This window comes from Citrobacter sp. Cm046 (genome assembly GCF_030333065.1).
Taxonomy (GTDB): Bacteria; Pseudomonadota; Gammaproteobacteria; order Enterobacterales; family Enterobacteriaceae; genus Citrobacter; species Citrobacter murliniae.
In genome coordinates this window covers 397,183-423,961 of the sequence record NZ_JAOWGP010000043.1, presented here as the reverse complement: position 1 = coordinate 423,961, position 26,779 = coordinate 397,183, and the positions used below count along the sequence as shown (strand labels likewise).

23 protein-coding genes are annotated in these 26,779 nt (G+C 53.4%); 17 read left to right on the top strand and 6 right to left on the bottom strand.

Annotated elements, in window-relative coordinates:
- The first annotated feature begins 6 nt into the window (after positions 1–6).
- Both OGX98_RS17790 and ypfH read left to right on the top strand, forming a co-directional pair.
- Positions 7–2,010, top strand: coding sequence for a tRNA(Met) cytidine acetyltransferase TmcA (locus tag OGX98_RS17790; protein ID WP_286595671.1), 2,004 nt, complete (start codon positions 7–9; stop codon positions 2,008–2,010).
- An 85-nt stretch (positions 2,011–2,095) separates the two neighbouring features.
- Positions 2,096–2,794 carry an esterase gene (gene ypfH / locus OGX98_RS17785; protein WP_048220842.1) on the top strand — a complete coding sequence of 233 codons (699 nt, stop codon included), beginning with the start codon at positions 2,096–2,098 and terminating at the stop codon, positions 2,792–2,794.
- A 79-nt stretch (positions 2,795–2,873) separates the two neighbouring features.
- Here the strand turns inward: ypfH and OGX98_RS17780 are convergent, their stop codons facing one another.
- The 3 genes from OGX98_RS17780 to OGX98_RS17770 are packed head-to-tail and all read right to left on the bottom strand — an operon-like array spanning position 2,874 to position 4,589.
- Entirely contained in the window at positions 2,874–3,074 is a 201-nt protein-coding gene (locus OGX98_RS17780) for a YpfN family protein (protein WP_003835080.1), read from the bottom strand.
- Between the two features lie 27 nt (positions 3,075–3,101).
- Positions 3,102–4,229, bottom strand: a complete 1,128-nt coding sequence (gene dapE, locus OGX98_RS17775; RefSeq protein WP_200010296.1) for a succinyl-diaminopimelate desuccinylase — start codon at positions 4,227–4,229, stop codon at positions 3,102–3,104.
- 3 nt (positions 4,230–4,232) lie between these two features.
- Positions 4,233–4,589: an ArsC family reductase gene (locus OGX98_RS17770; protein ID WP_286595670.1), complete on the bottom strand. Its 357-nt coding sequence runs from the start codon at positions 4,587–4,589 to the stop codon at positions 4,233–4,235.
- A gap of 387 nt (positions 4,590–4,976) precedes the next feature.
- On the opposite strand from OGX98_RS17770, the gene ypfM reads away from it, so the two are divergent.
- Positions 4,977–5,036 carry a protein YpfM gene (gene ypfM, locus OGX98_RS17765; RefSeq protein WP_001386977.1) on the top strand — a complete coding sequence of 20 codons (60 nt, stop codon included), beginning with the start codon at positions 4,977–4,979 and terminating at the stop codon, positions 5,034–5,036.
- Between the two features lie 67 nt (positions 5,037–5,103).
- Here the strand turns inward: ypfM and acrD are convergent, their stop codons facing one another.
- Both acrD and narQ read right to left on the bottom strand, forming a co-directional pair.
- A complete protein-coding gene (gene acrD / locus OGX98_RS17760; protein WP_045446027.1) occupies positions 5,104–8,217 on the bottom strand; it encodes a multidrug efflux RND transporter permease AcrD in 3,114 nt (1,037 codons plus the stop codon).
- 205 nt (positions 8,218–8,422) lie between these two features.
- Entirely contained in the window at positions 8,423–10,099 is a 1,677-nt protein-coding gene (gene narQ / locus OGX98_RS17755) for a nitrate/nitrite two-component system sensor histidine kinase NarQ (protein ID WP_045446024.1), read from the bottom strand.
- 263 nt (positions 10,100–10,362) lie between these two features.
- Between narQ and aegA the strand changes: the two genes are divergently transcribed.
- The 3 genes from aegA to OGX98_RS17740 all read left to right on the top strand — a co-directional run bounded on the left by aegA (position 10,363) and on the right by OGX98_RS17740 (position 14,278).
- Positions 10,363–12,333 (top strand): formate-dependent uric acid utilization protein AegA, encoded by a 1,971-nt coding sequence (aegA, locus tag OGX98_RS17750; RefSeq protein WP_048220844.1) that lies wholly within the window; start codon positions 10,363–10,365, stop codon positions 12,331–12,333.
- Positions 12,334–12,534: 201 nt separating this feature from the next.
- Positions 12,535–13,110, top strand: a complete 576-nt coding sequence (gene nudK, locus OGX98_RS17745) for a GDP-mannose pyrophosphatase NudK (RefSeq protein ID WP_045446016.1) — start codon at positions 12,535–12,537, stop codon at positions 13,108–13,110.
- 124 nt (positions 13,111–13,234) lie between these two features.
- On the top strand, positions 13,235–14,278 hold the full coding sequence (locus OGX98_RS17740; protein ID WP_286595669.1) for a DUF1176 domain-containing protein: 1,044 nt from the start codon (positions 13,235–13,237) through the stop codon (positions 14,276–14,278).
- Here OGX98_RS17740 and tkt read toward each other — a convergent pair.
- Entirely contained in the window at positions 14,268–16,262 is a 1,995-nt protein-coding gene (gene tkt, locus OGX98_RS17735; protein WP_048220846.1) for a transketolase, read from the bottom strand. The genes OGX98_RS17740 and tkt overlap by 11 nt on opposite strands.
- Positions 16,263–16,666: 404 nt before the next feature.
- Here tkt and maeB point away from each other — a divergent pair, with 404 nt between their 5' ends.
- The 11 genes from maeB to eutG all read left to right on the top strand — a co-directional run bounded on the left by maeB (position 16,667) and on the right by eutG (position 26,758).
- On the top strand, positions 16,667–18,946 hold the full coding sequence (gene maeB / locus OGX98_RS17730; RefSeq protein WP_286595667.1) for an NADP-dependent oxaloacetate-decarboxylating malate dehydrogenase: 2,280 nt from the start codon (positions 16,667–16,669) through the stop codon (positions 18,944–18,946).
- Positions 18,947–19,230: 284 nt separating this feature from the next.
- The gene (eutS, locus tag OGX98_RS17725; RefSeq protein ID WP_003037995.1) at positions 19,231–19,566 is read left to right on the top strand and encodes an ethanolamine utilization microcompartment protein EutS; all 336 of its coding nucleotides are present in this window, start codon (positions 19,231–19,233) and stop codon (positions 19,564–19,566) included.
- Positions 19,567–19,578: 12 nt separating this feature from the next.
- Entirely contained in the window at positions 19,579–20,058 is a 480-nt protein-coding gene (eutP, locus tag OGX98_RS17720; protein ID WP_045446006.1) for an ethanolamine utilization acetate kinase EutP, read from the top strand.
- On the top strand, positions 20,036–20,737 hold the full coding sequence (gene eutQ / locus OGX98_RS17715; RefSeq protein ID WP_045446004.1) for an ethanolamine utilization acetate kinase EutQ: 702 nt from the start codon (positions 20,036–20,038) through the stop codon (positions 20,735–20,737). The genes eutP and eutQ overlap by 23 nt, the downstream gene beginning before the upstream one ends.
- A gap of 9 nt (positions 20,738–20,746) precedes the next feature.
- Complete coding sequence (eutT, locus tag OGX98_RS17710) at positions 20,747–21,550, top strand: ethanolamine utilization cob(I)yrinic acid a,c-diamide adenosyltransferase EutT (RefSeq protein WP_048220850.1); 804 nt, start codon at positions 20,747–20,749, stop codon at positions 21,548–21,550.
- Positions 21,547–22,563 (top strand): phosphate acetyltransferase, encoded by a 1,017-nt coding sequence (gene pta, locus OGX98_RS17705; protein WP_045445998.1) that lies wholly within the window; start codon positions 21,547–21,549, stop codon positions 22,561–22,563. Before eutT ends, pta begins: the two co-directional genes overlap by 4 nt.
- A 38-nt stretch (positions 22,564–22,601) precedes the next feature.
- Positions 22,602–22,895: an ethanolamine utilization microcompartment protein EutM gene (eutM, locus tag OGX98_RS17700; protein WP_003835054.1), complete on the top strand. Its 294-nt coding sequence runs from the start codon at positions 22,602–22,604 to the stop codon at positions 22,893–22,895.
- A gap of 120 nt (positions 22,896–23,015) precedes the next feature.
- Positions 23,016–23,303, top strand: a complete 288-nt coding sequence (gene eutN, locus OGX98_RS17695; RefSeq protein ID WP_016153954.1) for an ethanolamine utilization microcompartment protein EutN — start codon at positions 23,016–23,018, stop codon at positions 23,301–23,303.
- Positions 23,304–23,314: 11 nt separating this feature from the next.
- Entirely contained in the window at positions 23,315–24,718 is a 1,404-nt protein-coding gene (locus OGX98_RS17690; protein ID WP_045445990.1) for an aldehyde dehydrogenase family protein, read from the top strand.
- A 23-nt stretch (positions 24,719–24,741) separates the two neighbouring features.
- The gene (gene eutJ, locus OGX98_RS17685) at positions 24,742–25,581 is read left to right on the top strand and encodes an ethanolamine utilization protein EutJ (protein ID WP_045445987.1); all 840 of its coding nucleotides are present in this window, start codon (positions 24,742–24,744) and stop codon (positions 25,579–25,581) included.
- Positions 25,571–26,758, top strand: a complete 1,188-nt coding sequence (gene eutG, locus OGX98_RS17680; protein ID WP_200010287.1) for an ethanolamine utilization ethanol dehydrogenase EutG — start codon at positions 25,571–25,573, stop codon at positions 26,756–26,758. The genes eutJ and eutG overlap by 11 nt, the downstream gene beginning before the upstream one ends.
- Positions 26,759–26,779 lie beyond the last annotated feature (21 nt).

Here is a 26,779-nt window from a genome sequence, read left to right as displayed (position 1 = left end):
GCAGGGATGTCTGACTACATCGCGCTGCGTGCGCTAACTGAACAAATGACCCGGGAAGGGATCCGCCGTTTGCTGATTATCAGTGGCGAGGGACTCTGGTGTCAGGAGCAGGCGTTAGCGCTGCGCGATACATTACCCGGCGACTGGCTGTGGGTTGGTGCAGAGCCTCCCTCAGAGCCGGGCTGTACGCCACAGGCGTTGCAAACGTTACTGGGACGTGAATTTCGTCATGCAGTCTTTGATGCGCGGTCTGGGTTTGACGCCGCAGCGTTTGCCGCATTAAGTGGTACGCTGTATGCCGGGAGCTGGCTAGTGTTGCTGACGCCCCCCTGGAACAGCTGGCAGACACATCCGGATGTAGATTCGCTGCGCTGGAGTGACTGCGCGCAACCCATCCCAACGCCACACTTTGTCGAACACTTCAAACGGGTCATCACTCGCGACAGACAAGCTCTGCACTGGCTGCAGAATCAGTTATTTTCATGCCCGCATTTCCCTGAACGTGCTGGCTGGCAAGCCGCGAATGGGGAGCCTCAGCCTGAGCAGGCGGCGATTTTACAACATCTGTTGGCTATGCCCTGTGGTGTGGTAACAGTGACTGCAGCACGTGGTCGGGGTAAATCAGCCTTAGCAGGGCAGTTGATTTCACGCATGAAGGGAACGGCAATTGTTACTGCGCCCGCTAAAGCGGCAACCGATGTGCTGGCACGCTTTGCCGGTGAGCGTTACCGCTTTATGGCCCCGGATGCGCTGTTAGCCGGGACTGAAACCGCAGACTGGCTTATTGTTGATGAGGCCGCTGCCATTCCCGCACCGTTGCTGCATCAACTGGTTTCGCGTTTTCCCCGCACGTTGTTAACGACTACGGTTCAGGGTTATGAGGGAACCGGCAGAGGGTTCTTGTTAAAATTCTGCGCCCGTTTCCCGGCGCTGCGCCGATATGAGTTACAGCAGCCCGTCCGGTGGGCGCAGGGGTGTCCGCTGGAAAAAGTCGTCAGCGATGCACTGGTATTCGATGACGAAACTTTTATGCATTCGCCTCGGGGAGAGATCCGTTTTTCCACGTTTGAAGCGAATGCCTGGCGCACCAGGCCGAATCTGCCGCTGGCGGTATATCAGTTGCTTTCCGGGGCGCATTATCGCACCTCACCGCTGGATCTTCGCCGGATGATGGATGCGCCAGGTCAGCATTTTCTTCAGGCATCGGCCTCGGACTCGGTGGCTGGTGCCGTCTGGCTGGTGGACGAAGGAGGATTATCCGCAGAATTAAGTCAGGCTGTCTTTGCCGGGCACCGTCGACCAAGAGGGAATCTGGTGGCTCAGTCTCTGGCTGCCCACGGATGTTATCCGCTGGCGGCGACGCTCACTGGACGTCGGGTCAGCCGTATCGCGGTTCACCCCGCGCGCCAGCGGGAAGGTATAGGGCAACAGCTGATTATGCAGGCCCATCGCTATTCCACGCAGTGTGATTACCTCTCCGTCAGTTTTGGTTATACGCAAGAGCTATGGCGTTTCTGGCAGCGTTGTGGCTTTGTGTTGGTTCGTATGGGGAACCACCGGGAAGCCAGCAGCGGGTGCTACACCGCAATGGCTTTACTGCCCATCAGTGAGGCGGGGAGGCGTCTCGCTGAGAGGGAGAACCTGCGCTTGCGTCGTGACGCTGTGATTCTGGCTCAGTGGAATGACGAGGCCATTCCGGTATCCCCACTGAAAGAAACTACGCTTAATGATGATGACTGGGAAGAACTGGCGGGATTTGCCTTTGCACATCGGCCACTACTTACCTCATTGGGTTGTCTGAGTCGCCTGCTTCAGAACAGTACGCTTCCTCTCCCGGCGCTGCGAGGACGTTTACAAGAGCAATGCACTGACGCACAACTGTGCGAGCGACTGAACGTTTCTGGTCGTAAAGCATTGTTACTGCTTCAGCGTGCAGAGGCGGCGCAGGCGTTAGCGCAACTGGATAATGAACGCGAACAACGGCTACATAATCGCATTATGCAATGGTAATTTTTTCACTAACTTCTTCAATTTCCTGGCATGGTCATTGCGATTAAGCGGCGTAGAATGACGCTCATCAGTTAAGGAGATCGCCATGAAACATGACCATTTTGTTGTTCAAAGCCCCGATAAACCCGCGCAACAGTTGCTGCTGTTGTTTCATGGTGTAGGCGATAACCCTGTTGCCATGGGAGAGATAGGATCCTGGTTTGCACCTTTGTTTCCGGATGCGCTGATAGTGAGTATCGGCGGTGCTGAGCCATATGCTGCCACCTCCGGGCGTCAATGGTTTTCCGTTCAGGGCGTAACGGAAGAGAACCGTCAGGAACGTGTTGACGCTATCATGCCGGTATTTATCGAAACCGTTCGCTACTGGCAAAAACAGAGCGGCGTCGCACCTGGGGCAACTGCACTGATAGGCTTTTCGCAGGGGGCTATTATGTCGCTTGAAAGCATCAAAGCCGAGCCTGGACTGGCATCACGGGTGATTGCCTTTAATGGTCGTTACGCCAGTTTGCCGGAAGTGGCAACGACGGCCACGACAGTACATTTGATTCACGGTGGTGAAGACCGGGTGATTGAGTTATCTCACGCCGTTGCGGCTCAGGACGCGTTAATTCGCGCGGGCGGTGATGTGACGCTGGATATCGTTGAAAACCTGGGTCACGCCATTGACGATCGCAGCATGCAGTTTGCTCTCGACCATTTGCGCTTTACTGTGCCGAAGCACTATTTCGATGAAGCGTTAAGTGGGGGGAAACCAAACGATGATGATGTCATTGAGATGATGTAACCCTGTAGGCCAGATAAGCGTAGCGCCATCAGGCGCGGGTGCCGGATGGCAACGCTACGCGTATAATCCGGCCTACGGGTTATTTTTTCGGTTGGTCTTTGTTCGGCCAATCGTCGTCGTCGTCCCATTTATCGTTAAAGTCACGATGCGGGGGAAGCTCCGGTTTATTCGCGAGAAATTTTTTGTGGTCGACGCGCTTGAGATCTTTAATTACATTCAGCAATACGCCTACCAGAAACACCAGCACTAAAATCCACCAATATTTAGCCAGCCAGTCCATGCTCATTTCCTCTTACAGGGCCACTCATCAGGCGACGAGTTGCTCCATGATACGTTGATACATTCGGGCAAGCAGTTGCAGGTCGGCGGCATTAACGCATTCATTTATTTTATGAATGGTGGCATTGACCGGACCAAGTTCAACCACCTGCGCCCCCATGCGGGCAATAAAACGCCCGTCGGACGTTCCGCCTGTAGTCAGTAACTGCGGTTTAATTTCATTATAGTGCTCAATGGCGTTCACCACTGCATCCACCAGTTTGCCACGCTCGGTCAGGAATGGCTGGCCGGAGAGCCACCAGTCAACGGTGTAACGCAACTGGTGCTTATCCAGCAATTCCAGCACCCGGGATTTGATCATCTCGTCATTTAACTCAGTGCTGAAACGGAAGTTGAACTGGATAAACAGTTCACCAGGGATAACATTGTTGCTGCCGGTTCCTGCCTGAATATTGGCAATTTGCATGCTCGTTGCCGGGAAGAATTCATTGCCCTGATCCCACTCGATCGCCACCAGTTCATTCAGCATTGGCGCTGCGCGGTGAACCGGGTTATCGGCCAGATGCGGGTAGGCTACGTGCCCCTGCACGCCGTGAATGGTCAGGTTGCAGGTCAGTGAACCCCGACGCCCATTTTTAACCACGTCACCGACGATTTCCGTACTGGACGGCTCGCCGACCAGACAATAGTCCAGCCGCTCGTTGCGCGCCATCAGCGCTTCGACCACCTTAACGGTGCCATTTTTAGCGCTGGCTTCTTCGTCTGAGGTGATTAAAAACGCCAGACGGCCTTTGTGGTTAGGGTGTTGGGCGACGAAGCGCTCGGCTGCGACAACCATCGCCGCCAGCGAGCCTTTCATATCGGCAGCGCCACGCCCGAACAGCAGACCGTCGCGGATCGTCGGTTCAAATGGCGGATTAATCCAGCGATCAACATCGCCAGCGGGCACTACGTCAGTGTGACCGGCAAATGCCAGCGTCTCACCTTGTCCGCGCCATGCCCAAAAATTCTGTGTGTCACCAAAATCCATACGCTCAACGGTAAAACCTACCGCGCGCAGGCGTTCAATCATTAACGCCTGGCACCCGGCATCATCCGGGCTCAGGGAAGGACGGCGAATAAGCTGCTGTGTCAGCTCAATAACCGGGCACGACATAGACTACACCTCATTAAAAAACTGCATATAACTGGATTCACTGAAACCCAGCAGCATAGGCTTACCCGGCGCGCAGAGCAATGGGCGTTTGATAATTGCTGGCATTTCAATCATCAACGAGGCGGCGGCATCCGCATCGGTAATTTGATTACGCGTTGCTTCATCGAGTTTACGCCATGTGGTCCCACGCGTATTGAGCAGTGACTCCCAGCCTAACTCGCTGATAAAGGATTGTAGTAGCGCGTTGTCGAGACCATCGACGCGATAATCATGGAAACGATAGTCGATCCCGTGAGCTTCCAGCCAGCGCCTGACTTTTTTAATGGTATCGCAATTCTTAATGCCGTAGAGGGTGATCATTTGAATCCTTATTAACGTAATTTGAATATTTATTCTTGTGCTTTGTGATCCCTGATAATACATATTGTCATTCAATCGTTATAGAAAAATATAACATTGTTGAACAACAGTGAATAATGATTCCTGAAAGTTCCGAAACTCTCACTGAACTGGAATTCAGATTTTACCTCTTTGCATCAGACTGTTTTTCCATCAGAATTGCCAGAGTAGTAGATGATGTATGAATATTTCAAAATATTGCAGTAAGTCACATAAAATTTATGGGTATGGCGCATAGTGATGACATGACCCCCAGCACTGGAGAATGTAATCACAACTATCGATTAAATTATCTTCTTTGAAAGAGAATGATTTTGTAGAATATCCATAATAATAAGAGAGGTTGTTATGATTGAACGTGAACTGGGGAACTGGAAAGACTTTATCGAAGTGATGCTTCGTAAATAAATTTCTGGCAGACAATCCTGAAAAGGATAAAAAAAGGCGACTTATTGTAAGTCGCCTTTTTTGTGTGTTATTCCGGTTTTGGCTTCAGAGGGAAGCGCCTGCGCACCAGTACAAAGAACAGTGGGACGAAGTAAATAGCCAGAATCGTGGCTGAAATCATCCCGCCCATCACGCCGGTACCAACCGCATGTTGACCGCCGGAGCCTGCACCGCTGCTGATGGTCATCGGTAACACCCCGAATATAAATGCCAGAGAGGTCATCAAAATCGGACGCAGGCGCTGGCGGCACGCATGCAGCGTGGCGTCGAGCAAGTCGTGCCCTTTTTCATTCATCTCATTGGCGAATTCAACAATCAAGATCGCGTTTTTGGCCGAAAGCCCGATAACTGTTAATAACCCGACCTGGAAATACACATCGTTTTCCAGACCCCGCGCCCAGGTTGCCAGCAGGGCGCCAATCACCCCCAACGGTACGACCAGCATGACGGAGAATGGAACAGACCAGCTTTCATACAGCGCGGCGAGGCACAGGAATACCACCAGCAGTGAAATGGCATACAGAGCAGGGGCCTGGGAACCAGAAAGTCGTTCCTGATATGACATTGCCGTCCATTCGAGGCCGAATCCAGTCGGCAACTGATGGACCAGGGATTCCATTACGTCCATTGCTGTACCGGTACTGACGCCGGGCGCGGCTTCCCCTACGATCTCGACGGCAGAGTAACCGTTATAGCGTTCCAGGCGCGGCGAACCTGTCTCCCAGCGCGAGGTGGCAAATGCTGAGAAGGGCACCATGCCGCCGCTATTATTGCGCACGTACCAGAGATTGATGTCATCAGGAAGCATGCGATATTTTGCTGCCGCCTGTACATAAACCTTCTTCACGCGCCCCCTGTCCATAAAGTCATTGACGTAACTGGAGCCCCAGGCCGTCTGCAATGTATCGTTGATATCATCAATCGAAACCCCCAGCGCCTGGGCTTTACGCTGGTCGATATCAATTTGCAACTGCGGGCTGTCGTCCAGACCATTATGGCGTACGCGGGTCAGGGAGGTGTCTTTAGCTGCAAGCTCAATCAGCTTGTCACGCGCCGCCATTAACGCATCATGACCCGCACCGGCATGATCCTGTAATTCCATATCGAAACCGGCAGAGCTACCGAGGCCGCTAATAGCCGGAGGGCTACTGGCGAAGACGCGAGCCTCTTTAATCTGGTTAAAGGCTTTTGTGGCGCGCTCGATAATGGCAAATGAGGTTCCGGTAGTGGTACCACGCTCATCCCAGTCTTTTAAGCGGACGAACATTCGCGCTACGTTTTGTCCATTTCCGCCAGGGCCGGAACCGACCGTGGAGAAGACTGACATAATGTTGTCTTTTTCATGGGTGAAGTAATACTTCTCCACTTCTTCCACCACTTTTAACGTCTGCTGCTGGGTGGAGCCGCTGGGCAACTGTACTGAAGTGGTGAACATACCCCTGTCTTCCAGCGGCAGGAAAGAGGTTGGCAGCCGCAGGAACAGGAACACCATTCCGCCGAGCAGCAACACGTAGATCAGTATCCAGCGCAGGCTGCGATGTAAGATTCTGGCGACACCTTTCTCGTAGCGTTCGGCGTTGTGGTTAAACATGCGGTTAAACCAGCCGAAGAATCCGGTTTGTCCGTGGTGTTCGCCCTTATGCAGCGGCTTGAGTAGCGTGGCGCACAGAGCAGGAGTCAGGATCATCGCCACCAGTACCGAGAGCACCATCGCTGAGACAATCGTAATCGAGAACTGACGGTAAATGGCCCCGGTCGTGCCGCCGAAGAAGGCCATCGGGATAAACACTGCCGACAACACCATGGCGATACCAACCAACGCCCCCTGAATCTGCCCCATCGATTTTCGTGTTGCTTCACGCGGCGAGAGACCTTCCTCGCTCATGATTCGCTCGACGTTTTCCACTACCACAATGGCGTCATCAACCAGCAGGCCAATTGCCAGCACCATTGCAAACATCGTTAATGTGTTAACACTGTAGCCAAAGGCATAGAGCACAGAGAAGGTGCCCATTAAGACGACGGGGACAGCAATCGTGGGAATAAGCGTCGCACGGAAGTTTTGCAAAAACAGGTACATCACCAGGAATACCAGCGCAATGGCTTCCAGCAGCGTTTTCACCACGTCAATAATCGAAGCTTTTACAAAAGAGGTGGTTTCATATGCCACCTTGTATTCCAGACCATGAGGGAAGTACTGAGACAGCTCATTGAGGCGATTGATAACCAGATCGGCCGTTGCCATTTCATTGGCGCCAGAGGCGAGTTTAACACCAAGACCAGATGCGGGATTTCCGTTAAACCGGCTGAGGTAGTCATACTTCTCGGCCCCCATTTCGACCGTTGCCACATCACTCAGTTTAACCTCTGAACCGTTCTGATTGACGCGCAGCGTAATATCGCGGAATTGTTGTGGCGTTTGTAGCAATGACTGAGCATTAATCGTCGCATTCAGCGCCTGCTTGTCCACTGAAGGTGTACCACCAAGTTGGCCAACGGCAATTTGAGCATTCTGTGACTCAATAGCATCGGTCACATCTTTGGCGGTCATCTGGAAGCTGTTAAGTTTGGCTGGGTCGAGCCAGATACGCATGGAGTATTGTGACCCGTAGGCGTCAATATCTCCCACGCCGTTAATTCGGCTGAGCGGATCCTGAATATTACTGGCGACGTAGTCTGCAATGTCCTGCTTGTCCATTGAGCCGTCAGTAGAGACAAAAGCGATGGTCAGAATATTGGTATCCCCGGTTTTACGCACGGTTACCCCCTGATCCTGTACCGCCTGCGGCAACTTACGCATTGCCGATTGCAGCTGGTTTTGTACCTGCTGCACGGCTTCATCAGGATCGGTTCCTGCTACAAAGCTAAGCATTACCGTCGCCTGACCCGTCCCGCTGCTTTGTGATGACATATACATCAGATTATCGAGGCCGGTCATGTTCTGCTCGATAACCTGGGTCACGGTGTTTTCCAGAGTTTGTGCTGATGCACCAGGATAATTCGCAGTCACGCGCACGTTTGGCGGAGCGAGATCGGGATATTGCTCAACGGGCAGCGAAAAAATAGCCAGGGTTCCTGTCAGGCACAACAGGATAGCTAACACCCAGGCAAAAATGGGGCGATCGATAAAAAAATTCGCCATTAAAAGGGGACCTCGTGTTTCTGCATATAATAATGGGTATGACTTGCTTCACTGTAGCGGCAAGGTACGGGCCAAACGTGGAGAAAAAAAGAAGATAATGTAAATTATCATGCGCGTTTACAGCGTACCTTTTGTGCCAACGCCGTCTGGCCTGCACCTGGACTATCCGGCGTTTTATCGTTGTTTACATGAGTTGTCTTTCCCTTTATGCCGATCGAAAGCTGATGCTCACCAGCGTTCCGCCTCCGGAGGGCTGGGAGAAGGTCAACGTGCCGCCAAGTCTTTCTGCCCGCTCACGCATAATATTCAAACCGTAGTGTCCTGTAGGCTCATGAGGCTCACCAATTCCGATGCCGTTATCCCGGATATAAACAGTGTGGTTATCATCCGGTGCAGTCACGCAACTGACGGCAATTTCGGTCGCACTGGCATGTTTAATGGCGTTAAGCACAGCTTCACGCACGATCTGCAACAGATGCACCTGCATTTGCGCATCCAGCGCCAGCGTTGGTAATCGACAATCGAGTGTCAGTTTAGCCGAAGTCTGATTTTGCAGGGTTTCCAGCATTTCATGCAGGGCGGAGGGCAGATCGGCCTGCTGCAAGGTCAGACGGAAGGTCGTGAGCAGCTCGCGCAGTTGGCGGTAAGCATCGTTCAACGCCTGAGAAAAGTCCGCCATGATACTCTGCGCCGGGGCGTTATCTTCCGGGATCGAGCGTTTCAGCAGCGTGAGCTGAATGCGTAAATAGGAGAGTACCTGCGCCAGCGAGTCGTGGAGTTCGCGCGCGATGGTCGCTCGCTCTTCCATTAACAATAACTGCTGAAAATGTTTCTGCGCCTGATTAAAGTACAGCCCGCGCCCCAGCATGGTCGAAACGCTGTTCAACAGCGGTGTGGAGGCATGCACATTGGGGCTTTGCCAGTGAAGTTCACCGTAAACGGTATCCTGCATCATGACCGGCAGGATCTGCATTGGCAGGTCGTGGCTTTCCGTCCCCTCGCTGATACGCCAGTTATCACCGACGGTGAGTTCCAGGAAATACGCAGCGTCGTGTTCGCGGACAATTTGTAAAATATGCCGGAAGCAGTGTACATCGATTTGGCTGGTATTCAGCGCCTGAGAACACTGGTACAACACTTCCAGGCGGCGGTTTGCTTCGTGGAGATCGTGCGTTTTCTCAGCCACAGAGGCTTCCAGCGAACGATACAGCTTATGCAACTCACTCGACATCTGGCTAAAGGTCTTAGCCAGCAATCCCAGTTCGTTAGGCAAATCAGTGTCCAGCGACGGGATATCAAACTGACCGTGTTCAATGTGCTGGCTGGCCATCACCAGCTTATTGAGTGGACGAACCACCTGCTGGCGAATACGCCGTAGGGTAAAGAACACCAGAGTAAATATTCCGATCCCGCCCGCCAGTGAAATCCCAAAAACCAGTTTCACTTTACGCTCAGCATAATGCTGTAACGCCAACACGAAGAGGTCAATTTGATCAACATAGTTGTTGATATTGGTTTGATACCATTTCAAATCGCCACTTATCAGTCGGGAGTTCATTTCCAGCCAGTTTGCATGCAGATGTCCATAGCGGCTTTTTACCGTTTGCGGCACATACCAGGCGTTCAGATTTTGTAATGCTGGAGAGTTTAGCGCCTGCTGGAACAACTCACGGTGTGAACTGAGTTGCGGGCTGTTGCTTTGTAGATCGTAACCCAGCCGATAGCTTTGCATGCGTAATGAACCGGCAATATTGATGGCTTCCGCATCTCGCAAGCTGCTGGTCAGTGTGAGCAGTGCAATGCCCGTTGAGAGAATTGACAGCAGCACAATGTAGAAAAAAGCCTTGGCCAGGCTGGCCGATACCGGACGTTTTACCGTCACTTGCGCATCCTCACCCAATACATGTAGCGCTTTGATACAGCTAAAACGATTCAATGTATTTGATAAATGTTAATAAAATCGCCTGAAACAGGATGGTAACTGAAACGCAATTTCATATGCGATGAAATAAATTGATCTGCCACAGGTTCTGGATAAATAGTTGTGCTTCCTGGGCAAATGAACATTGCCGCCCTCTTCAGGGTCGGTTAATAACAACAGTCATATAAAGAATAAGGTTTTTGCAACCAAAAAAGAAGGAAGCCATGAATCGTTTTATTATGGTCAATAGCCAACAGTGCCTGGGATGCTATGCCTGCGAAGTCGCCTGTGTCATGGCCCATAATGGTGAGCAGCATGTCCTGAGCCAACGGCATTTTCAGCCCCGAATTACGGTCATTAAACATCAGCATCAACGCAGCGCGGTGACCTGCCACCACTGTGAGGATGCACCTTGCGCCAGAAGCTGTCCAAACGGTGCAATCAGCCATGACAATGACAGCATTCAGGTAAATTCGCAAAAGTGTATCGGCTGTAAATCCTGCGTCGTTGCCTGTCCCTTTGGCACGATGCAGATCGTACTTACTCCCGTTGCGAAAGGAAAGGTGAAAGCGACAGCGCATAAATGCGATCTGTGTCAGGGACGTGAAGAGGGACCGGCCTGCGTGGAAAACTGTCCGGCGCAGGCGCTACAGTTGGTGACGCAAACTTCGCTCACCGGTCTGTCAAAAGCACGTCGACTGCGCACGGCCAGTCTGGAGAGCCAGCCCTGGCATGCCAGGGCGACCGATTTAACCTCCCACATGATCACCAAACGCGAGCAGATGCAGGCTACTCCGCCGCGCGGCGAGCCAGATAAGCTGGCGATTGAGGCACGTAAAACCAGTTTTGATGAAATCTATTTGCCATTTCGTACGGCACAGGCCGAGCGGGAAGCCTCCCGCTGCCTGAAGTGTGGTGAACACAGCATCTGCGAATGGACATGTCCACTGCACAATCATATTCCCCAGTGGATTGAGCTGGTGAAAGCAGGAAATATTGATGCAGCAGTGGAGCTTTCTCACCAGACCAACTGTCTGCCGGAAATTACCGGGCGGGTATGTCCTCAGGACCGGCTCTGTGAAGGGGCATGTACGGTGCGTAACGAGCATGGTGCGGTCACTATCGGCAATATTGAACGTTACATCTCTGACCGGGCGCTGAGTAAAGGATGGCGGCCTGATTTAGGCGATGTGCAAAAAGTGGATAAGCGTGTCGCTATTATTGGCGCAGGGCCTGCCGGTCTGGCTTGTGCGGATGTGTTAGTGCGCAACGGCGTCAGCGTCACCGTGTACGATCGCCATCCTGAAATTGGTGGCTTACTGACGTTTGGTATTCCGGCCTTCAAACTGGATAAATCGTTACTGGTGCGTCGTCGTGAAATTTTCAGCGCTATGGGGATTAATTTCCAGCTTAACTGTGAAGTGGGTAAGGACGTAACGCTGGCATCACTACTGGACGATTATGACGCCGTGTTTGTGGGCGTAGGGACCTATCGTTCTATGAAAGCGGATCTGCCGAACGAAGACGCGCCGGGCGTTTATGATGCGTTGCCGTTTCTGATTGCTAATACCAAGCAGGTGATGGGGCTGGATGAACTACCGGAGGAGCCGTTTATTGATACCGCCGGGCTGAACGTTGTGGTGCTGGGAGGCGGTGATACGGCGATGGATTGCGTACGTACCGCGCTACGCCACGGTGCAAGCCAGGTGACTTGTGCTTATCGTCGTGATGAAGCCAACATGCCTGGCTCGAAAAAAGAGGTAAAAAACGCACGCGAAGAGGGGGCTAACTTTGAATTTAACGTCCAGCCCGTTGAGCTGATGCTGAATGCCGATGGGGGCGTCAGTGGCGTACGTTTCTTACGCACACAGCTCGGCGAGCCTGATGCGCAGGGACGTCGTCGCCCGGTACCGATCGCGGGAAGTGAATTTGTGATGCCCGCTGATGCAGTCATTATGGCGTTTGGTTTCCATCCGCATGGTATGCCGTGGCTGGAGGCTCATGGTGTGAAGGTTGATGACTGGGGCCGGATTGCTGCTGATGTCGAGAGCGCTTATCGTTATCAAACGACTCATCCGAAGATCTTTGCTGGTGGTGATGCGGTACGTGGTGCGGACCTGGTGGTCACTGCAATGGCAGAAGGGCGACATGCAGCGCAGGGGATCGTCGACTGGCTGGGCATATACCCTAAATAATTCGAGTTGCAGGAAGGCGGCAAAAGAAGAAATCCCCAGATGCATAGAGAGCTATGTGACCGGGGTTTCTGAGTACAGCCAACAAACCCGTCGCTTGAAGTATGACGGATATAAAATCAGTCAAATCTCACTAGCCTGGGGTCAAGACAAACCCGTTTTCACGGCGTAGTATTATTTCTCACTTCTCGCCGTGGAGCCGGTATGTCGCAACAAATTACCCTCATCAAAGATAAAGTCCTTTCTGATAACTACTTCATCCTGCGCAATATTACTTACGATCTGACCCGCAGCAATGGCGAGGTGATTCGTCACAAACGCGAGGTTTATGATCGCGGTAATGGCGCCACTATTCTGCTGTATAACCCGGAGAAAAAAACCGTCGTGCTGATTCGTCAGTTTCGCGTCGCCACCTGGGTGAACGGTAACGAAAGCGGACAACTGATCGAAACCTGCGCCGGGCTGCTGGATAACGATGAACCTGAAGCCTGTATTCGCAAAGAAGCGATCGAAGAGACCGGATATGAAGTTGGTGAGGTGCGTAAACTCTTTGAGCTCTACATGTCGCCAGGCGGCTTGACGGAATTGATCCACTTTTTTATCGCGCAGTACAGTGACAACCAGCGTGCCAATGCGGGCGGGGGCGTTGAAGACGAGGATATCGAAGTCCTGGAACTACCATTCACCCGAGCGCTAGAGATGATCACAACCGGGGAGATCCGTGACGGCAAAACGGTGCTATTGCTTAACTATCTGCAATCGTCGCATCTGATGGATTAGGTTACGGGGTTTATATTTCTTTACAAAATAACAGTCCAATCCGACGATTCTTATTGAGCCTCATCAGTAGCGCAAGGAAGATACCGATTAGGCTGTCTGTTTTGATTTCGGGGTTGTACCGTCCATGCGCTATCGCGTTATTTTCATCTTTCTGCTTGGTCTGCTACCGGCCCACTTTCTGTGGGCGGCACCTGCACAGCAGGTATTTTCCGACTGGCTGGTAACCTGCAATAACCAGAATTTTTGCGTGGCGCGAAACACCGGTGAACATCATGGCCTGGTGATGACCCTCAGTCGGAGTGCCGGAGCGCATACCGATGCGGTTTTGCGTATTGAGCTGGGCGGTCTGGATACCCCTGATGCCAAAGAAGCTGATATTGCGCCGCGCCTGCTGATGGACGGCCAACCGCTACCGCTGACTGGCGAACACTGGCGCATTTCCCCCTGGCAACTCATGACCGATGATCCTGCCACCATTAGCGCCTTTTTACAGACAGTTCAGAACGCCCAGGCGATTACTCTGCAAAAAGGCGTGCAAACCATTTCGCTGGCAGGGCTGAAAGCCGCGCTGTTGTTTATTGACGCCCAGCAAAAACGCGTTGGAAGTGAAACTGCCTGGATCGAAAAGGGTAACGAGCCGCCGCTTAGCGTACCTCCGGCTCCGGCCCTGAAAGGGGTAGCAGTCGTCAACCCAACACCAACACCGCTTTCTCAACAAGAGCGCAGTGAACTGCTGGATTACGGGAACTGGAGGATAAACGGCATCCGCTGTTCGCTCGACCCTATGCGCCGTGAAGTGCGGGTTTCGGCATTAACCGATGACAAAGCTCTGCTGATGATCGGCTGTGAAGCGGGTGCATATAACACTATCGATCTGGCATGGATTGTTTCGCGTACAAAGCCGCTGAGTTCGCGCGCGGTACGTCTGAATTTGCCTTTCAGGACGGACGCTGAAAGTAACGATATGGAGCTGACGAACGCTGTTTTTGATGAAAAATCGCGCGAACTGGTCACTCTCGCTAAGGGACGTGGAATGTCGGACTGTGGGATCCAGACGCGCTGGCGTTTTGACGGCCAGCGTTTTCGTCTGGTGCGCTATGCGCAGGAGCCCAGCTGTGATAACTGGCATGGACCTGATGCCTGGCCCACGCTGTGGATCACACGTTAAGTACGCGGTGCGCCTTTTCGACAATGTTATCGACCGTAAAGCCGAAGAAGGGGAATAACTTGTCCGCCGGCGCGGATTCTCCGTAGCCGCTCATGCCGACAATCGCACCTTTCAGACCGACATACTTGTACCAGTAATCCGCAATTCCTGCTTCCACCGCCACGCGCGCGCTCACGCTTGCAGGCAGGACTGATTCCCGGTACGCCTCATCCTGGGCGTCGAAAATATCTGTTGAGGGAAGGGAGACGACACGAACGTTACGGCCTTCTCCCGTCAGTTTTTCTGCTGCCAGTAGCGTAATTTCCATTTCTGAACCGGTGGCAATCAGGATCACATCCGGTTTACCGCCGCTGTCTTTCAGTATGTAGCCACCGCGGGCAATTTCTTTTACCTGTTCCGGGGTACGTTCAACCTGTGCCAGATTCTGCCTGGAGAGGATTAGCGCCGTTGGGCCATCATGGCGCTCTACCGCCAGTTTCCAGCCGACTGCCGCCTCAACCTGATCGCATGGACGCCAGGTGCTGAAATTAGGCGTCAGGCGCAGGCTGGCAAGCTGCTCGACGGCCTGATGGGTGGGACCATCTTCCCCCAGCCCAATGGAGTCATGGGTATAGACCATGATTTGCCGCGCTTTCATCAGCGCAGCCATTCGTGCCGCATTACGGGCATATTCAACGAACATCAGGAAGGTCGCGGTATATGGGACAAAACCACCGTGGTGGGCAATACCGTTGGCAATGGCGGTCATACCAAATTCGCGCACGCCGTAGTGAATGTAGTTCCCGGCTGGATCGTCTTTCAGGGATGTCGAACCTTTCCAGATGGTCAAATTGCTGGGGGCCAGATCTGCTGAACCGCCAAGCAGTTCAGGCAACATCGGGCCGTAAGTATTCAGGGTATTTTGCGACGCCTTCCGGGTTGCGATTTTGGCCGGGTTAGCCTGCAATTCCGCGATGTATTTCTGAGTGGTTTTTTCCCACTCTTTTGGCAGCCCGCCACTCATCCGGCGGGTAAACTCTGCGGCCAGTTCCGGGTGGGCTTGTTGATAGGCGGCGAATTTCTCGTTCCAGCTCTGCTGTGCTTTTTCACCTTTTTCGCGCGCGTCCCAGGACCGGTAAATCTCTTTAGGGATCTCAAAAGCAGGATGATGCCAGCCCAGCTTCTGACGGGTCAGCGCAACTTCTTCTTCCCCCAGTGCTGCGCCGTGTGCTTCTTCTTTTCCGGCCTTATTCGGTGAGCCAAAGCCAATGATAGTCCGACAGATTATTAGTGACGGCTTATCGGTTACGCTTTGTGCTTCCTGAATGGCTTTCTTCACCGCCTCAGGATCGTGACCGTCTATCTCGTGTATGACATGCCAGTGATATGCTTCGAAGCGCTTCGCAGTATCATCGGTAAACCAACCTTTGGTTTCACCATCAATAGAAATACCGTTGTGATCGTAAAAGCCAATCAGCTTGCCAAGTCCCAGCGTTCCCGCCAGTGAACACGCCTCATGAGAAATCCCCTCCATCAGGCAACCGTCACCCATAAAAACCCAGGTGAAGTGGCTGACAATCTCATGATCCGGCTGATTAAACTGTGCCGCCAGCGTACGCTCGGCTATCGCCATCCCGACCGCGTTTGCTAATCCCTGACCCAACGGTCCGGTGGTCGTTTCCACGCCCGGCGTGTAGCCAATTTCCGGGTGCCCTGGTGTCTTTGAGTGCAGTTGTCGGAAGTTTTTTAACTCCTCTAACGGCAGGTCATAGCCGGAAAGATGCAGCAGGCTGTAAAGCAGCATTGAGGCGTGGCCATTCGACAGGATAAATCGGTCACGATCGTACCAGGTGGGATCGGTTGGGTTATGTCGGAGAAAATCGTTCCACAGTACTTCGGCAATATCGGCCATACCCATCGGCGCGCCGGGATGGCCAGAGTTAGCTTTTTGGACGGCATCCATACTCAGCGCACGAATGGCATTGGCAAGCTCTTTACGGGTCATAGGAAATACTCCTTGAAAAGTAAAGCGTTAGATGCGTGTGTTAATTCACACTTTTGGGAAAATTGCGGGCGAATACGCAAAAAGCATAGCAGACAAGCATGGTATTGCTGGTTTAAGCAGGTAACATGGTTGTTATAAATTGATAACAAATTCTTTCTTTGAGTAGTGAGAGTTTGGCGACCTTCAAAGTTTATGCCGCTGACTGAGGCGATAATGTGCGGCTCAATATACCCGTCATACTTCAAGTTGCATGTGCGTTGGCTACGCTCGCTCACCCCAGTCACATAGTTCGCTATGCTCCTGGGGATTCACTCCCTTGCAGCCTTCATGCAACTCGAATTATTTAGGGTATAGAAGGGTTACCTGCGCCACTTTTTTGATCGATACGTGAAAGGAACAACAAGATGGATGACCAGTTAAAACAAAGCGCCCTCGATTTCCACCAATTTCCAGTACCAGGTAAAATTCAGGTTTCTCCGACCAAACCTCTTGCCACCCAACGTGATCTTGCGCTGGCCTACTCGCCAGGTGTTGCAGCTCCGTGTCTGGAGATTGAAAAGGATCCGCTAGCGGCCTACAAATATACCGCGCGCGGCAACCTGGTCGCGGTTATCTCCAACGGTACTGCGGTACTGGGGCTGGGCAATATTGGTGCGCTGGCTGGCAAACCAGTGATGGAAGGTAAAGGCGTTCTCTTTAAGAAATTTGCCGGAATTGACGTGTTCGACATTGAAGTCGATGAACTCGACCCGGACAAATTTATCAACGTGGTGGCAGCCCTTGAACCGACGTTTGGCGGCATCAACCTCGAAGACATCAAAGCGCCAGAGTGTTTTTACATTGAGCAAAAGTTGCGTGAACGCATGAATATTCCGGTGTTCCATGACGATCAGCACGGAACGGCGATCATCAGCACTGCAGCCATCCTGAACGGCCTGCGGGTGGTGGAAAAGAATATCTCTGATGTGCGCATGGTGGTGTCTGGCGCAGGTGCAGCGGCGATTGCCTGTATGAACCTGTTGGTTGCGCTGGGTATGCAGAAGCACAACATCGTGGTCTGCGACTCCAAAGGTGTGATTTATAAAGATCGCGAACCGAATATGGCGGAAACCAAAGCAGCTTACGCGGTGGTGGATGACGGTAAGCGTACTCTTGATGATGTGATCGACGGCGCAGACATTTTCCTCGGATGCTCCGGCCCGAAAGTGCTGACGCAGGAGATGGTCAAGAAGATGGCGCGTGCGCCAATGATCCTTGCGCTGGCAAACCCGGAACCGGAAATTCTGCCACCACTGGCAAAAGAGGTACGTTCTGACGCCATCATTTGCACCGGTCGCTCCGACTACCCGAACCAGGTCAACAACGTACTGTGCTTCCCGTTCATCTTCCGCGGTGCGCTGGACGTTGGGGCTACCGCCATCAACGAAGAGATGAAGTTGGCCGCTGTACATGCCATAGCTGAACTGGCGCATGCCGAGCAGAGCGAAGTGGTGGCCTCCGCCTATGGCGATCAGGATTTGAGCTTTGGCCCGGAATACATTATTCCTAAACCGTTCGACCCGCGTTTGATCGTCAAGATCGCACCGGCGGTGGCGAAGGCGGCGATGGATTCTGGTGTCGCAACGCGCCCGATTGCCGACTTTGACGCTTATATCGACAAGCTGACCGAGTTTGTCTACAAAACCAACCTGTTTATGAAGCCGATTTTCTCTCTGGCACGCAAAGCGCCTAAGCGTGTTGTGCTGACCGAAGGGGAAGAGGCTCGTGTTCTGCATGCAACGCAAGAACTTATCACTTTAGGTCTGGCGAAGCCGATCCTGATCGGTCGTCCGAGCGTGATCGAAATGCGTATCCAGAAGTTAGGACTTCAGATCAAAGCGGGTGTCGATTTTGAGATCGTCAATAATGAATCCGATCCGCGCTTTAAAGAGTACTGGAGTGAGTATTACCAGATCATGAAGCGTCGTGGAATTACTCAGGAGCAGGCGCAACGTGCGGTGATCGCCAACACCACGGTGATCGGCGCGATCATGGTGCAACGCGGTGAAGCGGATGCGATGATTTGCGGAACAATCGGCGACTATCACGAGCATTTCAGCGTGGTGAAAGCGGTGTTTGGTCACCGTGATGGCGTTCATACGGCAGGTGCAATGAACGCGCTGCTATTGCCAAGCGGTAACACCTTTATCGCTGATACGTACGTCAACGATGACCCGACGCCGGAGCAACTGGCGGAAATTGCAGTTATGGCGGCAGAAACAGTGCGTCGGTTTGGCATTGAACCGAAAGTGGCGCTGCTGTCGCACTCCAACTTTGGTTCGTCAAACTGTCCGTCGGCCAACAAAATGCGTGAAGCGCTCGAGCTTATTAAAACGCGCGCACCCGATCTGATGATTGACGGTGAAATGCACGGCGATGCTGCACTGGTGGAAAGTATTCGTAATGACCGGATGCCGGACAGCCCGCTGAAAGGCTCCGCTAATATTCTGGTGATGCCGAATATGGAAGCCGCGCGTATTAGTTACAACTTACTGCGTGTTTCCAGCTCTGAAGGCGTGACGGTAGGACCGGTGCTGATGGGTGTAGCCAAACCGGTACATGTTTTAACTCCAATCGCCTCTGTTCGTCGTATCGTTAATATGGTGGCGCTGGCAGTAGTCGAAGCTCAAACACAACCGTTGTAATTTCACTTTAATTATTTTCGGCGCGGGTTTCTCCCGCGCCTTCATACTCTAAATAATTCGAATTCCAGAAAGGCGACGATGCAGCGAATACCATGAACTTACTAAAGTAAGTGGCTGGTATGAGTAAGAAAGCCAACGAACCTGTAATTTGAAGTGTGACGGGTATTTTTATTTCTCTTCTCTTAGTGATCTACTTCACCTTTTAAACCACCTTGCCGAATTTTGTTATTTACTCTGACGAAAAATTGCCACGATGAGGACAGTTTCAGCAGAGGCGGTGAGCAATGGAAAAAGAACGCATCATTCAGGAATTTGTGCCGGGGAAACAGGTCACGCTGGCGCATCTGATTGCGCACCCAGGCGAAGAACTGGCGAAAAAGATCGGCGTTCCCGAAGCGGGCGCTATCGGCATTATGACCTTAACGCCAGGCGAAACGGCAATGATTGCCGGTGATTTAGCCATGAAGGCCGCAGATGTACACATCGGTTTTCTCGATAGATTTAGCGGCGCACTGGTGATCTACGGCTCGGTAGGCGCGGTGGAAGAGGCATTATTGCAGACAGTGAGTGGTCTGGGCCGGTTATTAAATTTCACTTTGTGCAACCTGACAAAAAGTTAATCAGAGGCGGCAATGAAACGTATTGCTTTTGTCGGTACGGTTGGGGCGGGGAAAACAACGCTCTTCAATGCGCTACAGGGAAATTATTCTCTCGCCAGGAAAACGCAGGCCGTTGAGTTTAATGAAAACGGCGATATCGATACGCCGGGAGAATATTTTAGCCATCCGCGCTGGTATCACGCCTTAATTACCACGCTGCAGGATGTTGATACGTTGATTTATATACACGCGGCAAATGATCAAGAAAGTCGCTTACCTGCCGGGCTGTTGGATATCGGCGCCAGTAAACGACAAATCGCCGTTATCAGTAAAACGGACATGCCGGATGCCGACGTCGCCGCAACGCGACAGCTACTTCGCGGGATAGGGTTCCAGGAGCCGATTTTCGAACTCAATAGCCATGACCCGCGCAGCGTGCAGCACCTGGTGGATTATCTGACTGAGCTCAGCCAAAAGGAGGAAAGGGCAGGTGAAAAAACTCATCACAGCTAATGATATTCGTGCGGCCCACGCACGCGGCGAACAGGAAATGTCGGTTGTTCTGCGCGCCAGCATCATCACCCCAGAGGCTCGCGAAGTCGCGGAGCTGCTGGGCGTCACAATCACTGAATGCGACGAATCCGCTCCGGCAGCCTCGCCTGCACCCGCTTCGGTGGATGATGGCAAAACGGAAAGCCAGCGCATTCGCGAGACCATCATTGCGCAACTGCCGGAAGGGCAGTTTACCGAAAGCCTGGTCGCGCAGTTGATGGACAAAGTCATGAAGGAAAAACAGTCGCTGGAGCAGGGCGGAATGCAGCCAAGCTTTACCTCGGTTACTGGCAAAGGTGGCGTAAAAGTCATTGATGGCAGCAGCGTGAAGTTTGGTCGTTTTGATGGCGCACAGCCGCATTGCGTCGGCTTAACCGACTTAGTGACCGACAAGGACGGAAGCAGCATGGCCGCTGGCTTCATGCAGTGGGATAACGCTTTTTTCCCATGGACGCTGAACTACGACGAAATCGACATGATTCTGGAAGGCGAACTGCACGTTCGTCATGAAGGCGAAACCATGATTGCCAGGGCTGGGGATGTGATGTTTATTCCGAAAGGCTCCAGCATTGAGTTCGGTACGCCATCAACGGTGAAATTCCTGTATGTGGCATGGCCTGCGAACTGGCAGTCCTGCTAAGGCGGATGTATGAAGGATTTCATTACCGAAGCATGGCTCAGAGCGAATCATACGCTCAGCGAAGGGGCAGAAATTCATCTCCCCGCTGACGCTCGCCTGACGCCATCTGCCCGGGAATTGCTGGAAGGCCGACATCTGCGGATTAAGTTTATCGACGAGCAGGGAAGCCTGTTTATTGATGGCGAAGAACAGCAACTGCAACCGGTGCATGGTTTAACCAGCAGTGATACGCACTCACTGGCGAGTTGTGAACTGTGTCATCAACCGGTGGCGAAGAAACCTGACACGCTGACGCATCTGACGGCGGACAAGATGGTCGCCAAAAGTGACCCGCGCCTGGGATTTCGCGCGGCGCTGGACAGCACCATCGGCCTGGCGGTGTGGTTACAGATTGAACTGCCTGAACAGTGGCAGCCGTGGCTGGCGGATATTCGCTCGCGTCTGGGCAACATTATGCGCGCAGACGCCATGGATGAGCCGCTGGCAGCACAAGCCATTGTTGGTTTAAGCGATGAAGATTTGCACCGGCTTTCGCATCAGCCGCTACGCTATCTCGACCACGACCATCTGGTGCCTGAAGCCAGCCACGGTCGTGATGCTGCGCTGCTCAATTTGCTGCGAACCAAAGTCCGTGAAACAGAAACAGTGGCGGCCCAGGTATTTATCACCCGCAGTTTTGAAGTACAGCGACCGGACATTCTGCAAGCGTTGAACCGCCTGTCGAGCACGGTCTACGTGATGATGATCCTGAGCGTGGCGAAGCATCCGCTGAGTATCAGCCAAATCCAACAGCGACTGGGGGAGAAGCAATGATCATTGAACGTGCTCGCCAGCTCGCCTTGCGCTCACCTGCGCGGGTGGTGTTCCCGGATGCGCTGGATGTTCGGGTGCTGAAAGCTGCGAATTACCTGCATCAGCACGGTCTGGCACATCCCATTCTCGTCGCCAGTCCGTTTGCGTTGCGCCAGTTTGCTCTCAGCCACCGCGTGGCAATGGATGGCATTCAGGTAATCGACCCGCAAAGCAACCTGCAAATGCGTGAAGAATTTGCGCTGCGCTGGCTGGCGCGTGCTGGTGAAAAAACGCCGCCGGATGCGCTTGAGAAACTCAACGATCCGCTGATGTTCGCTGCCGCAATGGTTAGCGCGGGTAAAGCCGACGTCTGTATTGCGGGCAACCTCTCGTCAACAGCGAACGTGCTGCGTGCGGGGTTACGCATTATCGGATTACAGCCGGGTTGTAAAACGCTGTCGTCAATTTTCCTGATGCTGCCGCAGTATCTCGGACCGTCATTAGGATTTGCTGATTGCAGTGTCGTGCCGCAACCCACTGCAGCCCAGTTGGCAGATATTGCCATCGCCAGCGCGCAGACCTGGCAAGCGATTACCGGCGAAGAGCCGCGCGTCGCAATGCTCTCGTTTTCAAGTAATGGCAGTGCCCGTCACCCCAACGTTGCTAACGTGCAGCAGGCTACGGACATTGTTCGTGAACGTGCACCAGAGCTTACCGTTGATGGTGAATTGCAGTTTGATGCCGCTTTTGTACCGGATGTTGCGGCGCAAAAAGCACCGGCCAGCCCGTTGCAGGGCAATGCCAATGTGATGGTTTTTCCATCGCTTGAGGCAGGCAATATTGGTTACAAAATCGCCCAGCGTCTGGGAGGGTATCGAGCAGTAGGGCCACTGATTCAAGGGCTTGCCGCACCGCTCCATGATCTCTCCCGCGGCTGCAGCGTACAGGAAATTATCGAACTGGCGTTGGTGGCAGCAGTGCCGCGCCAGACTGACGTGAGTCGTGAACGCGCCTCACAAACACTGGTTGTTTAGGTCCCGTTCTGGACCCCTTCTACTAAGAGGAAAGCACAATGGAAGCATTAGGAATGATTGAAACCCGGGGCCTGGTTGCACTGATTGAGGCTTCTGACGCAATGGTTAAAGCGGCACGCGTGAAACTGGTTGGCGTGAAGCAGATTGGCGGTGGCCTGGTTACCGCAATGGTACGTGGCGATGTGGCGGCCTGTAAAGCCGCAACGGATGCCGGTGCTGCCGCTGCCCAGCGCATTGGTGAACTGGTTTCTGTACATGTTATCCCGCGTCCGCATGGCGATCTGGAAGAAGTGTTTCCGATCAGCTTTAAAGGCGACAGCAACGACATGTAAGTAGCCCATGTGACGCCACTGCATGATTGATAAAAGCTGGCGTCACCCTCTCTCCTTTTCACATTACCTTCTGCGGAGGGTAGGGGGAGGTTTTACCTGAAATATGCCACGGAGGCGGGTATGAAACTGGCAATCGTCACAGGACAAATTGTTTGTACCGTACGCCATCAGGGGCTAGCGCACGACAAATTGCTGATGGTGGAAATGATTGACGCCTGCGGAAATCCCGACGGGCAGTGTGCTGTTGCTATCGACAGCATCGGGGCGGGAACCGGAGAGTGGGTGCTGTTGGTCAGCGGAAGCTCAGCCCGTCAGGCGCACCGCAACGAATCATCGCCTGTCGATCTGTGTGTTATTGGCATTGTCGATGAAGTGGTGGCCGGTGGTCAGGTGATCTTCCATAAATAAGGCAGAAAATCATGAATCAACAGGATATTGAACAGGTCGTGAAAGCGGTACTGCTGAAAATGAAAGACAGCAGTCAGCCCGTCAGCGCGGTTCAAGAAATGGGCGTCTTTGCCTCCCTGGATGACGCAGTGGCGGCAGCAAAACTGGCCCAGCAGGGGTTAAAAAGCGTCGCTATGCGCCAGTTAGCTATTCACGCCATTCGTGAAGCAGGCGAAAAACACGCCAGAGAATTAGCGGAACTTGCCGTCACTGAAACCGGCATGGGACGCGTTGAAGATAAATTTGCCAAAAACGTAGCGCAGGCACGCGGCACGCCGGGCGTGGAATGCCTCTCTCCACAGGTATTGACCGGCGATAATGGTTTAACGCTGATTGAAAACGCGCCGTGGGGCGTGGTGGCTTCGGTAACACCGTCCACCAACCCGGCAGCAACCGTAATTAATAATGCCATCAGCCTGATTGCCGCAGGCAACAGCGTGGTATTTGCGCCACATCCGGCGGCAAAAGGCGTTTCTCAGCGCGCGATAACTCTGCTTAACCAGGCGGTTGTTGCCGCTGGTGGCCCGGCAAACCTGCTGGTTACCGTTGCCAATCCGGATATCGAAACCGCTCAGCGTCTGTTCAAGTACCCAGGCATTGGCCTGCTGGTCGTTACCGGTGGCGAAGCGGTGGTTGACGCTGCGCGTAAACACACCAATAAACGCCTGATTGCGGCTGGTGCGGGTAACCCGCCGGTGGTGGTTGATGAAACCGCCGATCTGGTACGCGCCGCGCAGTCCATCGTCAAAGGTGCATCGTTTGATAACAACATTATCTGCGCCGACGAAAAAGTGCTGATCGTGGTGGATAGCGTTGCCGACGAACTGATGCGTCTGATGGAAAGCCAGCATGCGGTAAAACTCACTGCGGCCCAGGCCGAGCAACTTCAGCCAGTGCTGCTGAAAAATGTCGACGAGCGCGGCAAAGGCACGGTTAGCCGTGACTGGGTTGGACGTGATGCGGGAAAAATCGCAGCGTCAATTGGTCTGAATGTACCAGACCAGACCCGCTTGTTATTCGTCGAAACCTCCGCCACCCATCCGTTTGCCGTAACTGAACTGATGATGCCGGTGCTGCCGGTGGTGCGGGTTGCCAACGTCGATGAGGCCATTGAACTGGCGGTAACGCTTGAAGGTGGTTGTCACCATACGGCGGCGATGCACTCACGCAATATCGACAATATGAACCGTATGGCTAACGCCATTGATACCAGCATCTTCGTCAAAAATGGGCCGTGCATTGCGGGTCTCGGACTTGGCGGTGAGGGCTGGACCACCATGACCATTACTACGCCGACCGGGGAAGGGGTGACCAGTGCGCGCACGTTTGTGCGTCTGCGTCGCTGTGTGTTGGTGGATGCGTTCCGCATCGTTTAAGAGCGCTCTAAGGAGATAAAGAGATGGCGCACGACGAACAACTTTGGCTCACACCCAGACTGCAAAAAGCGGCAACGCTATGTAACCAGACGCCCACAGCCAGCGACTCACCGCTGTGGCTGGGTGTTGATTTGGGGACGTGTGATGTGGTGTCGATGGTTGTCGACAGTGACGGACAGCCGGTTGCGGTCTGCCTGGACTGGGCCGATGTCGTGCGTGACGGCATCGTCTGGGATTTCTTCGGTGCGGTGACCATTGTCCGTCGCCATCTCGATACGCTTGAGCAACAGCTGGGTTGCCGCTTTACCCATGCGGCAACCTCGTTCCCGCCGGGAACGGACCCGCGTATTTCCATCAATGTGCTGGAATCAGCAGGACTTGAAGTGAGCCATGTGCTGGACGAACCAACCGCTGTGGCAGATCTGCTGAAACTGGATAACGCAGGCGTAGTGGATATCGGCGGGGGCACGACCGGTATCGCTATTGTGAAGCGGGGTTTAGTGACCTATTCCGCCGATGAAGCTACTGGCGGGCACCACATTTCTCTGACCCTTGCGGGGAATCGTCGTATTCAGCTTGAAGAAGCCGAGCAGTACAAGCGCAGCAATGGAAAAGAAATCTGGCCGGTGGTCAAGCCGGTCTACGAAAAGATGGCGGAAATCGTCGCTCATCATATTGCAGGGCATGGAGTAACAGATTTATGGCTGGCCGGTGGTTCCTGTATGCAACCGGGTGTCGATGAGCTGTTCCGTAAGCGTTTCCCGGAACTGCAGGTGCATTTACCACAGCACAGTCTGTTTATGACCCCGCTGGCAATCGCGAACAGTGGGAGAGAAAAAGCGGAGGGAATCTATGCAAGCTGAATTGCAAACGGCGCTCTTTCAGGCATTCGATACCCTGAATCTGCAACGCGTAAAAACATTTAGCGTTCCACCAGTCACGTTATGTGGACTTGGGGCGCTCAGCACCTGTGGACAGGAAGCGCAAATGCGCGGACTGACGCATATGTTCGTGATGGTCGATAGCTTCCTGCATCAGGCCGGAATGACCGCCGGACTTGAACGTAGCCTGGCGATGAAAGGCGTGGCGATGACGTTGTGGCCGTGCCCGGTTGGTGAGCCGTGTATCACGGACGTTTGCGCGGCGGTAGCGCAACTGCGTGAATCAAAGTGTGATGGCGTTGTGGCCTTTGGTGGCGGTTCTGTACTGGATGCCGCCAAAGCGGTGGCATTGCTGGTGACTAATCCGACGCAGACGCTGGCCGATATGACGGAACACAGCACGTTACGCCCGCGTCTGCCGCTGATTGCCGTACCAACCACCGCCGGAACAGGTTCGGAAACTACCAACGTCACGGTGATTATTGACGCCGCGACTGGACTGAAAAAAGTGCTGGCTCACGCCACGCTGATGCCGGATGTGGCCATTCTTGATGCCGCATTGACGGAAGGGGTGCCTGCGCATGTTACGGCGATGACCGGAATCGATGCGTTGACCCACGCCGTTGAGGCTTATAGCGCCCTGAACGCAACGCCATTTACCGACAGCCTGGCGATTGGCGCGATTGCGATGATTGGCAAATCGTTACCGAAAGCGGTGGGCTACGGTCACGACCTGGCTGCGCGGGAAAGCATGCTGCTGGCTTCCTGTATGGCGGGGATGGCTTTCTCCAGCGCGGGGCTGGGCTTGTGTCATGCGATGGCTCACCAGCCGGGCGCGGCGCTGCACATTCCGCACGGACAGGCTAACGCCATGCTGCTACCGACAGTAATGGGGTTTAACCGCATGGTTTGCCGTGAACGCTTTAGCCATATCGGCAGGGCGTTAACCAACAAGAAATCAGACGATCGTGACGCAATCAACGCTGTCATCGAGCTGATTACCGAAGTGGGCCAGACAAAACGACTCGCTGACGTGGGGGCGAAGCCTGAGCAATACAGCACATGGGCGCAAGCTGCGATGGACGATATTTGTATTCGCAGCAATCCACGAACCGCCACGCAGGCAGAAATTATCGCGTTGTATGCGGCGGCACAATAAATACACAAATGACAGGGAGTG

Coding starts and splice junctions, on each gene's coding strand:
- OGX98_RS17790 (WP_286595671.1), top strand. CDS start 7: ATGTCTGACTACATCGCGCTGCGTGCGCTAACTGAACAAATGACCCGG.
- OGX98_RS17740 (WP_286595669.1), top strand. CDS start 13,235: ATGCGCTATCGCGTTATTTTCATCTTTCTGCTTGGTCTGCTACCGGCC.
- OGX98_RS17780 (WP_003835080.1), bottom strand. CDS start 3,074: ATGGACTGGCTGGCTAAATATTGGTGGATTTTAGTGCTGGTGTTTCTG.
- maeB (WP_286595667.1), top strand. CDS start 16,667: ATGGATGACCAGTTAAAACAAAGCGCCCTCGATTTCCACCAATTTCCA.
- eutJ (WP_045445987.1), top strand. CDS start 24,742: ATGGCGCACGACGAACAACTTTGGCTCACACCCAGACTGCAAAAAGCG.
- nudK (WP_045446016.1), top strand. CDS start 12,535: ATGTCGCAACAAATTACCCTCATCAAAGATAAAGTCCTTTCTGATAAC.
- dapE (WP_200010296.1), bottom strand. CDS start 4,229: ATGTCGTGCCCGGTTATTGAGCTGACACAGCAGCTTATTCGCCGTCCT.
- OGX98_RS17770 (WP_286595670.1), bottom strand. CDS start 4,589: ATGATCACCCTCTACGGCATTAAGAATTGCGATACCATTAAAAAAGTC.
- OGX98_RS17690 (WP_045445990.1), top strand. CDS start 23,315: ATGAATCAACAGGATATTGAACAGGTCGTGAAAGCGGTACTGCTGAAA.
- eutP (WP_045446006.1), top strand. CDS start 19,579: ATGAAACGTATTGCTTTTGTCGGTACGGTTGGGGCGGGGAAAACAACG.
- eutG (WP_200010287.1), top strand. CDS start 25,571: ATGCAAGCTGAATTGCAAACGGCGCTCTTTCAGGCATTCGATACCCTG.
- ypfH (WP_048220842.1), top strand. CDS start 2,096: ATGAAACATGACCATTTTGTTGTTCAAAGCCCCGATAAACCCGCGCAA.
- pta (WP_045445998.1), top strand. CDS start 21,547: ATGATCATTGAACGTGCTCGCCAGCTCGCCTTGCGCTCACCTGCGCGG.
- acrD (WP_045446027.1), bottom strand. CDS start 8,217: ATGGCGAATTTTTTTATCGATCGCCCCATTTTTGCCTGGGTGTTAGCT.
- tkt (WP_048220846.1), bottom strand. CDS start 16,262: ATGACCCGTAAAGAGCTTGCCAATGCCATTCGTGCGCTGAGTATGGAT.
- eutN (WP_016153954.1), top strand. CDS start 23,016: ATGAAACTGGCAATCGTCACAGGACAAATTGTTTGTACCGTACGCCAT.
- aegA (WP_048220844.1), top strand. CDS start 10,363: ATGAATCGTTTTATTATGGTCAATAGCCAACAGTGCCTGGGATGCTAT.
- eutM (WP_003835054.1), top strand. CDS start 22,602: ATGGAAGCATTAGGAATGATTGAAACCCGGGGCCTGGTTGCACTGATT.
- eutS (WP_003037995.1), top strand. CDS start 19,231: ATGGAAAAAGAACGCATCATTCAGGAATTTGTGCCGGGGAAACAGGTC.
- eutT (WP_048220850.1), top strand. CDS start 20,747: ATGAAGGATTTCATTACCGAAGCATGGCTCAGAGCGAATCATACGCTC.